The sequence below is a fragment of the Amorphoplanes friuliensis DSM 7358 genome, assembly GCF_000494755.1.
GTDB lineage: Bacteria > Actinomycetota > Actinomycetes > Mycobacteriales > Micromonosporaceae > Actinoplanes > Actinoplanes friuliensis.
Genome location: NC_022657.1, coordinates 6,423,749 through 6,434,382, shown reverse-complemented (window position 1 = coordinate 6,434,382; position 10,634 = coordinate 6,423,749). Strand labels below are relative to the sequence as shown.

The following is a 10,634-nucleotide window of genomic DNA, read 5'->3' as shown; positions in this document are numbered from 1 at the left end:
GATTGAGGTATCGGCGTGAGGTCTGGTCACTTGACTCGGCTTGCCTCAGCTCAGATCGTTTCTACCCACGCATAGGGGATCCGGGCAGGGGCCCGGGAGATGAGGGGCGTACAAACCTCGCGCTGTCGACGGCTCCAACGATAGAATGCTTTTCCTATGGGAAGCCTGGACGAGAAGCACTCTCGCATGCGGCGAATCTTCCGCGGCGAGGAGGAGTACGGCGGGGGCACGGCGGCCGAGCAGGCCCAAGCCTTCCGGCTAGCGGAGATTTACGATGAAGCCGTCGAAGTCGCACAAGCGAACTCCGCAGACGTCGAGCGGCCAGAAGTTGATCTACTGATCAGCCTTTCCGGGTTCTCCCCGGAGACGACGCTGCTCGCCTTCGCGCTGACCCGGCCGACGAGGATCTTGATCATTACGTCGGAGGGCACCCAGAAGACGATCGACACGATCTGGGAGAAGCTCGCTGGCAAGATTAAGTTTTCCGAGGCCCGGCATGTAACCTGCGATCCCGTCGATCCGACCAGCATTTATGACATCGTGCTGAAGGAGGTCCGCTCTCTGCTGGCCGCCGGGCGGCCGCCGCGAGTGATCATCGACATCACCGGCGGGAAGAAGGCGATGAGTGCTGGTGCGGCGCTGGCCGCTTCCCAGTTGGACCTCCCGATGTGCTACATCGACAGCACCTTCGACCCCGAGATGCGCCAGGCTCTTCCCGGCAGCGAACGGCTGTGTGTGCTACCGAATCCGACGGCACTGTTCGGGGACAAGGACCTGACCGCTGCGATGGCCATGTTTGGCAGCGGCGTGTATTCCGGCGCGCACGCGTTGTTCGAGAAGCTGAGCGATTCGATCGCCGAGCCGACCCAGGTGCGGTTCCTCCGTGACCTCGCCGCCTTGTACGAAGCCTGGTGCAATCTCGATGTCGACGGGTTGCCGGAGCTGATCGCTCGCGTTCGGGAGCACCTTCGTGAAAATCGGATGGCACTCGCTGTCCCCGTCACGCAAAGGATCGCGAAGCAACTTGAGTTCGCGGAGGCGCTCGCGGGCCGGGACGGACCGACGATGCTGCTCAACTTCTTCCTTCTGGGCGAGCACTATCGAGCCCAAGGCCGTCATGACTTCGCCGCGCTTCTTTACTACCGAAGCATTGAGAAGGTGTTTGAGGAACGGCTTTCCAGCGAGTTCGGGCTCGACCCGGTCGATCCCGACTACACCAAGCTGGGTGACGTGGAGGACCTGACCACTAGGTATGCCGCGTTGACCACCGAGGTGTACGGGGCACCGACAGACACCTTGCCACGCAAGATCGCACTGATGGACGCGATGCTCCTGCTGTGTCTCAAGGATGACGCGGTGTTGAAGCGGATCGGTTGGACGACGCCGTCCTCAATCAGCAGCATGCGCGGTGTCGTTGACACCCGTAACCGGTCGGTTCTTGCACATGGCACCGCATCAGTGTCAATGGATCAGAGTGCCCAGCTCAGCGGACGGGCCGGTGCTCTGTTACGGTACTTTTTGCAGGTACACGCACCAAACCAGGACATTACCGAGCGCATCAAGACGCTACGGTTCGTCAGCGAGCTTTAATGGCACCGCCTCTACTCGAGCCTGATCAACCGAACACCGGCCACCCTCCGCCCATGAGGATTGCGGAGATCCTGCTGTCCACACAGCAGAGGCTGGCTCCACCGGACGGCACCACGCTGGACCAGGTGATTGACGACATGGCCGGCGGAATCTGGATCGCTCGATACCGTACTTCGGGACAGCAGGGTCCTCTGACCTACCGGCTCGGCGGCTCTCGATTCGAGGCCCGGGTCCGACGTCGTAAAGGCCAGTCTTCGGGGGCCTGGTTGGCCGAGGTGACGACCATCGAGGTGACATCCTCGATGCCTCGCAGGTATGACCGCATCGTGCCGACCGTTGTCTCCTTCGAGCCGAACTATCGCGAACTCGCCTTCGACATGGAGGACTTGCTCAGGCAGCTGGAACAGTGGCGCCAGATTTACCGGGGTCGCGTCGGAGCGCCCGCCTCCGAACAGCTCAAGCGCGCGGTCCACCTGGAGTACGGCCGTCTGGAGCGGCTCCTGGAAATCGTTGAGCAACGTCCGGAAGTCGCCGAGCAAACTGTCGAGGGCGTCGTCCTCAGCGTCGAGGAGGGCCTCGACGGAGCGGGCACGGTGGTTCTCGATGTCAAGCCTGTCACTGACTTGGCCGACTTCGACCGCCGCCGGGTGACGATCACCGCCTCAAACGGCGTCACGTTGAACACCAGCGTCCAACGAATTCGTGCCGGGCGCATCGCGATTCGGCAACCCGGTCACTGGTCGCCCAAGCGCGGGACCGAAGTGACCGTCAATCTCGTCAAACCATTCGGGATGCGCCAGAACGCTCTGGCGCTCAAAAGCTTTCTCAATGGCGAGGTGGAGGGCTCCTGGGACGATCTTGCCTGCCTGTTATGCCAACCCCATGGCCTCGCCGCCCAGGAACCGCTCGCGCTGCCCCAGCGGTTCTTCTGCGACGACAGCGACAGCAGTGTGCCCCTGAACGAAGAGCAGCGGCGAGCTGTCGCCGGGGCGATGTCAACACCACACGCGTTCGTGGTACAGGGTCCGCCGGGAACAGGCAAGACCGAGGTCATCTGCGAGATCGTTAGGCAACTGACCGCACGGGGCGAGCGGGTGCTGCTCCTGGCGCCGACTCATGTCGCTGTAGACGAGGTGCTGGGCAGGATCGGGCACAAGCCCGGCGTCCGGCCGCTACGCATTACCTGGGACGACGACCGGGTGCACGAGTCCGTCCGCGACTACCTTGAGCCCAATGTCGGCGCTGGCCTGACAGGTCTAGTCGTCCGACCCGCGAAGGGTGCCCGAGACCCACTGTGGGCCGGAGAGTTGACTCGGGTCGAGGAGCGCATCCAGGACGCTCAGCAAGCGATCTCCGCCATCGCGGACAAACGCCGCCAGGCGACTGCCCTGGCCCACACGCGGGTCGCGCTCGCGGCGGCCGCCGAACGCCTCGATCTCAGCCGCTCCAGGGCCGATCAGGAGTTGGCCAATCTGAATGATGCGACGGAGTCGGCGACAGCTCGCATCGATGCTGCCGCTAGCACCCTGAGCCGGGCCGTACGCATCCACGATGCACTGCTCACGACGGCTCGTCCGATACTCGAGCCGCTCCCCCCGCTCGCGCGGAGCTGGCAGGCGGCAATGCGGGTAGCCGCGACCGCCGCGAGCGCTCTTGACGCCGTGAACACCGAACTTGGCCGGGCAACAAGGCTGATGAGCCACGATGTGGCAGAGGCAAAGAACGCCGTAGCACGGGCCGGCCAGGATAACCGCGTTGCGATGGCACGGCTGGAGGGCGCCCTCGCAGAGTTGCGACGGGCGCAACTCGACCTGAATAACGCGGTCTCCCATCAAAACCAGCTCGGTCGGATGCTGACGGCAATGAATCTCGGCCGCGTCTCTGCCGCCCGTCGCCGGGCGGCTGAGGCAGAGGCAGCGGTCACCTACTTGCGGAACCGGTCACGCGCGGCCATAGAACGGCAGCGCACGGCCGAAGATCAGACGGCCGCTGTCGAGGCCCTCCGCACCAACGATGTCGTGGCCGCACGAGAACGTGCCGGCAACGCCCGACAGCAGATGGATGCGGCTGTGCGGCAGAGCACCTTGCGATGGATCTGGCTCGCGGAGGCCGCCGGTGACGCTCGGACTTCCATGACACAGGTTGCTGACATGAACGAGAGGCGGAGAGTCGCTGCGTTTCTGGCTGGAACGGTCCCTGCTCTCCTCGCCGGGACGCTACCAGCAGGCGCGGACCATGGGGAGCTGGCCGCACTGGGATCGATCGCTCAGATCGCCGGGCAGTTGTCACAGGCTGTGGCGGACCTCGTTGCGGCAGAGCAGGAGCAGCGATCCGCCCTGGAAGACCAGACCTGGTGTCGGCGGGAACTGGAGGTGGGAAGAGATCGCATCGAAAACTCGCTTGCCGCCGCTGAGCAAGATTTCACCAATGCTCAGAGCCGCCACGATGCCGCAGCCGAACGAGTCGGGAAGATCAGCCAGATCCTTGCCGGGCAATCCGAGGATCCGGCGGACCACAGCCGGGACATTGAGCAACTCGAGCGTCGCCTGCACGTACTACGACGACTTCCCGCACTGCACCAGCGATGGTGCGAGCTGACCAGCGGCCAGTCCGACGACCTGCTCTTGGCCGACATCCGCGAGTCGCTGGTCCGGGCCGCGAACCTCGTATGTGCCACCACCAAAGGGATCGTCGGACGAGGCAGCCAGGTCGTCCGGTACGCAGACTACGACACCCTTATCGTCGATGAGGCGAGCCGGGTCACCGAGAGCGAGTTCCTCATCGGCGCCACACGGGCGCGACGGTGGATTCTCGTCGGCGACGAGCACCAACTGCCCCCGCATGTCGACCAGCGCGACGAGCACTTCCTGCACGCGCTGACCGCTCTGCACCGCTTCCACCGCGGCGCCGGCGAGAGCCTCGAAGCCTCCGTGCAATACCTCGCACAGGTCTGGGCCGAGGACGAGGAACTCCATAAGTTCCGAGCCGAGAGTGTATTGGCCGTCGCGGAGGAGCTGAACTCCAGCGGTTTGTGGGCCGCGAGCTTCCGGGACCCCTTCGACTCGGCGTACCGCCGCGTCCAGTCATCTGGCAACGGGAACGATCCGGATCGGCAAGTGCTAACGGCCATGCTTCGTCACCTGGTGCAGAGCCTGTTCCAGCGGGTGGCTCCCCGGGTTCCCGCCGGGCTGCGACAGGAACTCGTCTGGCAGCGGCGCATGATCGAACCATTGGCCCGGATCGTTGCCCAACCAGTCTATGGAGGGCGATACCGTACTCCGCCTGCCGCCGATCTCGCTGCGATCGGGCTTACTCCGCTGGTGCTCGCCGAGACGCTGACGAAACCGGTGACGTTTGTCGACACCAGCCACTTTCGGGACTCCGGCGATACGCCACAGGATCACGGCTTCGTCAACGAACGGGAGCAGGACTTCGTGGAACGTGTCTGCCGCCTGTACAACGAAGATCTCGGGCGAAGTGGCTCCAAGCCTGTCACTGTCAGCGTTCTGGCGTTCTACCGGGCTCAGGCACAACAACTGTCACGCCGGCTACGCGGCCTGGACCTGCCACACCTGCAGTGGGAGGTCATCGACGTGATCGACCGTATTCAGGGCCAGCAGAGCGATCTCGTCATCATCAGCTTTACCAGGGCACACACCGGGCGAATCGGCCCAGGGTACGGTCAGTGGCTGCAAGACATCCGGCGCCTCAACGTCGCCTTCACCCGGGCGCGTCGCGCCCTTGTGTTCGTCGGACATGGCCCTACCCTCAGCGGGCTCGGTGCCCCTTCCGCCGGCGCATCGCCCGGTCCCGCGCGGATCTTCTACGAGAACCTCTTCAGCCTCGTCGACCAGGACGACGACTTCATGCGAGTTCGCCGGCTATGACGGTCCGCTTCGAGTTTCAGGCCGCACGGCAAACCGAAACCAAGGCGACCGTCGTCGTACAGGAATCGCTCATTGGTCTCGACGTCTGGCCGGATGTGCCGATGGTCCGCAAGTTCGAGGAGGACCTGACCGCAATCGACCGGCTGGTTCTCGAGGCGGCTATAGCCCTCAATCCCGTCCACGCTGCCGACATCGAGGAAATCACCGGCATTCCGGCCGAAGCCGTGGACGGTATCATCAGTAGGCTTGTGAGCCTCGGTCTGCTCCAGACCGACGGGTACGGCGCGGTCGCGACGGACTATGCCCAGCCCGCATTGGACCGGGCGGCTGTGGTGAGACTGCGTCAGACTCCAGTCACACTGCTGTATCTCGCGGACACCGACGAGATCGTGGCTCTTTCCTCCAGTGAGGGCCGGCGGGCACCGCGCCTGCACCATACGAAACCGGCCGGTTTCGTCGATGTACAGCGTGGCGCCAGTCTGACCAGCCAGCACAATCTCATCGCCGAGCGCATTGCGGGACAAGCAATCCGCGGGCTCTCGCAGGACATCGTGAGTCCGGTAGTCACCGAGACGGAAATCGCCGACGTGTGTAAGCAGTACCGTTGCAGCGGATATGTGCGAATCGGCTCCGACGGCACGTTCCGCGCCTACCTCAAGATCGAAGTAGGGCCCTCCAAACGCCTCACCCTGCAGATCCCGTACGCGAACCAGCTGGCCAGTCGGTGGGAGGACCTCGCCGAGCAGGCGGTCTCGGCCGCCGACGCATGGGGACCCGTGGTGGCGACGAGAGCGGACGGGAGTTGGCGCTACGAGCTGGGCCAGGAGGCGGCTGCTTCTGCGGCTGCGGCCAGGATCCGGCTCGGTCACCCCGGTGGCTTGCTGATCCACGGTGAACGTGACGTCGTTTACGTCGATGTCGAGTTCGTTCCGGGCGACGAGCGAGCGTCACACATCTTCGCGCTCCAGCACGCTGTGGCCGAAGTCTCGGCCAGATCGGTCGCCAACATCGATTCCGAGGAGCTGGCAGCCATCACGACGGCCAGCACAGAACGGTACGACCTGCCGCCGAACGGTCTGACCGTGGCCGAGGTACGTAGCGCGCTGTGGACCGGACAGCACTACCAGCATGTCTATGCCCTGCGCCGACAGGAGGACTTTCCCGGTGAATGAGCTTCTGGCAGGCAGCCCGGGCCAGGTCATCGACCTGGGAAGGCGAACTGTGGACGGCGCCTTCTTCCTCAGGCGCCAGGACGGCCCTCCCATCCGTAGCCCTTTCATCCCCCGCGATACCGGATCGCAGGACGGCGTACGGCACTGCCTTACCTACGAAGGTGGCGGGTCGAACATCCGCGAGGAACTGGTGCGCCTGATCGACTCGGCGACCCGCAGAGTGTTCGTGGCCACCCTGTTCCTCGGTGACGAGCAGGTCCGGCAGGCCCTCGAACGGGCGGCCGACCGGCTTCAAGGTGGCGTCTATGTCGTCTCGGCGCTCGACGACCGCGGGCTGAACAAAGCCATCAACGACGCATCCGACACTTTGGACGTCGACACCCAGATCGAGTTCCGCAACTTCACCCGACTAACGACCAGCGGCATCTACGTCCGCGGCTATCCAGGGCTCCACGCGAAGTTTGCTGTCGTAGACGATGCTCGCGCCTTGGTCTCCAGCGCCAATCTGGTCACGCGGTCGTTCACTTGCGTTGGCGAGAACGGCGTGGTGCTGGAGGGAGTCGACGAGGTCGCCGTGCTGGCCTGGGCCTTCCGACGCCTGTGGCGACAAAGTCCATGGGACATGCCGCCGGCACCGTCCTATCACTCCGTAAGCGACCGAAGCCCGGCCGACGATGCCCTGAATGGCGTCCCCGAAACTAGCCGCCTCCTATGGACCTGGCAGGAGCAGCATCGCATTCTCGACGACATACGACGAACCATCGACCAGGCCGAGCATGAATTGATCCTGGGTACTTTCAGCATCGGCAATATGACGTTCGACATGCCGAAGGCCCCCGCGCGACCCGAGATCCTGTACGACCCTGTGTGCCGCGCCATCGAACGTGGCGTACGGGTGCGCATGCTGTTGCGCGGCCGCAACAACGCCGAATCCTCACGAGCCGAGGCAGCCGCGTTCCATGCGGCCGGGGTAGAGGTCTACGCCGACACACTGACGCACGCCAAAGGATGCCTCGCAGATCGCCGTATCGGTTCCCTCTTCTCCGCCAACTTCATGACCACGATGGGCCTAACCGGCGGCATGGAACTCGGTATGCGTCTCGACGGTACGGGTGCACTTGGCGAGGCCTGGCGCTACTTCGAGCACTACATGGCAGAGACCGACCTGGAACTCGCCGTGAACCCGCCGGCCGGCGTCACCGCCGACCGGCTACTGGCCGACTCGCTGCGACGATGGCCCCTCCCGGGCCACGGATTTGTGTCTTGTAACGATCAGACCTGGGCTCAGCTCGCTACCCACACCGGTCCTGCTTTGTGGGAGCAGGACGGCGACCATCACCTGGTGTTCAGCGGGGCACGCTGCTACCGGCTCATCGGAGAGGGAGCCAGATGGCGCATGGAGCCAGCCAACCGCCCCGCGGGATCTCGGAACATTCGTCAACTAATCGAAGGTTGGATTTCGCCTCGGCGCGGCAATAGATCCACTGACACCAACAGGCGCGGCATCTTTGCTCCAGTGCTCCGCAGGGCTAGCTCCTAATATGCGAGGTATGCGGAAGCAAATTTTATGTCAGTTGGCTTTAGGAATGGTGTGCGCATCGAATGACAGTCACTGCACTTGATTGGCCGTGGTCACAGGCATGGTCAACTTCTCTTCATTGGGCGATACTGGGCGGTACTAAGATGCCGTTCTGTCCAGATCTGTGTACATAAAGGCACCCCCTGATACTGCTTAACAGAATTGTAATGCGACTGGGGGTCAAGGGGTCGCAGGTTCAAATCCTGTCAGCCCGACTTAACAAAAGGCCAGCGTAGCTGGCCTTTTGCATTTGTCGACATTGATGTACCCGCGTCGGCGCGACACGTGTTTTTTGGACGTACGCGCGTACGGTGTACGCCGGGATTCCGACCGATCTTCGTGGCCTGCTCGGTACTCGACGCTCCTTGAGCTTCCAACCTGAATCGCTCTTACCTTCAGGAACCCTCGGTGAGCAGGGCGTTCGCGGGGCGGGAGGATCGGATTCGATGTGGCAGGCTTCCTTGTCTGCGATGCCAAACATCGGTGTGCGGCTTACTCCTACATGGACGATCACGACACCTCGCTGACACCAACGCCCGTACGGTGATCATTCTTAGGTTCGCCGACCAATTTCGGGCCAGTAGTCCATCGGGTCGGCACCGGCCAGCCGGCCAAGGACATGGTTCACGCCAGGCCCTGTATTCAGCCAAGCAGCGCAACCTCTTACTCACGCTGCTGCACCATCGGCCGACCAACAAGATCAAAGGACTCGCCCGCATCCATGTAGGTATCTGGATGTAATGGGGCGATGAGTACGTGCCCACACGACAAGCCCTGCGAGCGCTCCAGACCTGGGTCGGCGACCCGCGGGCCAGCAAGCGGCAGGCCCGCCAGATCGCCTAGCGGGTTGTCCAACAACTCGACAATCCGAGCGCCACCACGTCTGCACGGCAGACGCTGGTGGAGACCTTGACGGACATCGCCTACACCGGGCGTGCGGACCTCGACAGCTTGACGGTCGCCATACGTGAGGTGTTCGAACCCGGTGCCGGAGCCATCCGCAAAGCCATCGGCCACCCCGCAGCACCGCTGCTGGCCGAGTCTCTGATCGTGCTCATACGAGCACGCCTGGAGGCAATCGCACGACTGGCCGAGGGCGTGGTCACCGAAGACGAACTCCGGCGGGCGCGGCACGCTCATCTCGTTGCCTATGCCGAGTACGCCATCCAGCAACCTTCATATACGGCCCACGCTCCATCGGCGATGCCGGACATGTATGAGCCCGTCACGGCCGAGACCATGCTGGTCAACTCCTGCGGCCATCTCCTGACTATCTTGGGGATCAACGCGCTGAACCCTCAGCGGACTGTTGGGTTCGCCGCGGTACCGGCACCCCGGATCGTCTTTGAGGTGAGGTGACCGGGCTGGTGGTGTCCTGCACTCGCACCAGTCGTCCGCAGTGTTGCGCGTCAGGGCCGACCCCCGAGCCGGGGCGGTTGCAGGTGCGCGCTAGTGCGCTGACCGGCAAGGCCGGCGGCTATACGGTGGCTGTGCCGTTTATCCCGGACATGCTCTTGGTGCGGTGTCTGCAACGGGGATCACGCGAATGGACTTGGGGGACCTCCTTCCCACTTCTAGCGTCGGCGGGGAGAGGTTCGAGGCGTTCCTCGCCGACCTGCTGAAGGCCGGCCGCGGCTCAGCAGGCGCCTCCGCCGGCGGCGGTCAAGCAGTCGGCGCGTTCTCGTCCTGACGGACTGCCGAGGCATGAGCGTCCCCGGAGCCCGCGGCGCCGCGCGTCCCATCTGCACAAGGCCGCCGTGACGGGACTGGCCGGCCACCTGACGGCCACCTTCGCGGTGACCGGATTCTCGGTAAACGCGCTGCTGCGGGCACCGGAGGCCGGATTGCGCACGACCCGTGCTGACCGCCGCAGCCTCCGCGACGGACCGTGAGACCGGCGCTGACCACAACGCGGTCGCGGGTGCCGCGAGCCCCGCAATTTCAGAAAAGCGATCATCCCGTGCAACCCATGGCAGTCCACCGCGCCTCTTAACACGACGAAGGGAGCACAACGGAGTGGATACCGAAGACGCGGACGATTTTCGCGAGTTTGTCCGCAGCCGGTTCGAGCAGCTGCGCTCGCTCGCGTTCGTGACCTGTGGCGATTGGCAGACGGCTGAGGACGCCACGGCGGCGACCCTCGCGAAGCTCTACCGGCGCTGGAAGAAGGTCACCACACCGGACGCGTACGCCCGCACCATGGTGGTCCGCGCGGCGATCAGCGAGAAACGGAAGCCGTGGCGGCGTGAGCGCTCCTTCGGCAGCGAGATGCCGGACGCCGCCCTGCCCGACCATGCCGACGTCATCGACGAACAGATGCGCCTGCATCACGCACTGAGCAAGGTGCCGACGCGGCAACGAGCGGTGCTCGTCCTGAGGTTCCTCGAGGGCCTCAGCGTTGAGTAG

The 10,634-nt window shown here is 64.1% G+C and carries 7 protein-coding genes; all 7 read left to right on the top strand.

The window, feature by feature from the left end; all coding sequences use genetic code 11:
- Positions 1-156 precede the first annotated feature (156 nt).
- The 7 genes from AFR_RS29690 to AFR_RS29665 all read left to right on the top strand — a co-directional run bounded on the left by AFR_RS29690 (position 157) and on the right by AFR_RS29665 (position 10,634).
- Positions 157-1,590, top strand: coding sequence for a TIGR02710 family CRISPR-associated CARF protein (locus tag AFR_RS29690; protein WP_023560512.1), 1,434 nt, complete (start codon positions 157-159; stop codon positions 1,588-1,590).
- 53 nt (positions 1,591-1,643) lie between these two features.
- Positions 1,644-5,477 carry a DEAD/DEAH box helicase gene (locus tag AFR_RS29685; protein ID WP_023560511.1) on the top strand — a complete coding sequence of 1,278 codons (3,834 nt, stop codon included), beginning with the start codon at positions 1,644-1,646 and terminating at the stop codon, positions 5,475-5,477.
- A complete protein-coding gene (locus AFR_RS29680; protein ID WP_023560510.1) occupies positions 5,474-6,649 on the top strand; it encodes a hypothetical protein in 1,176 nt (391 codons plus the stop codon). Before AFR_RS29685 ends, AFR_RS29680 begins: the two co-directional genes overlap by 4 nt.
- Positions 6,642-8,189: a phospholipase D-like domain-containing protein gene (locus AFR_RS29675; RefSeq protein WP_023560509.1), complete on the top strand. Its 1,548-nt coding sequence runs from the start codon at positions 6,642-6,644 to the stop codon at positions 8,187-8,189. The genes AFR_RS29680 and AFR_RS29675 overlap by 8 nt, the downstream gene beginning before the upstream one ends.
- Positions 8,190-9,137: 948 nt before the next feature.
- Entirely contained in the window at positions 9,138-9,587 is a 450-nt protein-coding gene (locus AFR_RS29670; RefSeq protein WP_148308100.1) for a hypothetical protein, read from the top strand.
- A 398-nt stretch (positions 9,588-9,985) separates the two neighbouring features.
- On the top strand, positions 9,986-10,120 hold the full coding sequence (locus tag AFR_RS48495; protein ID WP_274519439.1) for a hypothetical protein: 135 nt from the start codon (positions 9,986-9,988) through the stop codon (positions 10,118-10,120).
- Positions 10,121-10,244: 124 nt separating this feature from the next.
- Complete coding sequence (locus AFR_RS29665; RefSeq protein ID WP_023560507.1) at positions 10,245-10,634, top strand: sigma factor; 390 nt, start codon at positions 10,245-10,247, stop codon at positions 10,632-10,634.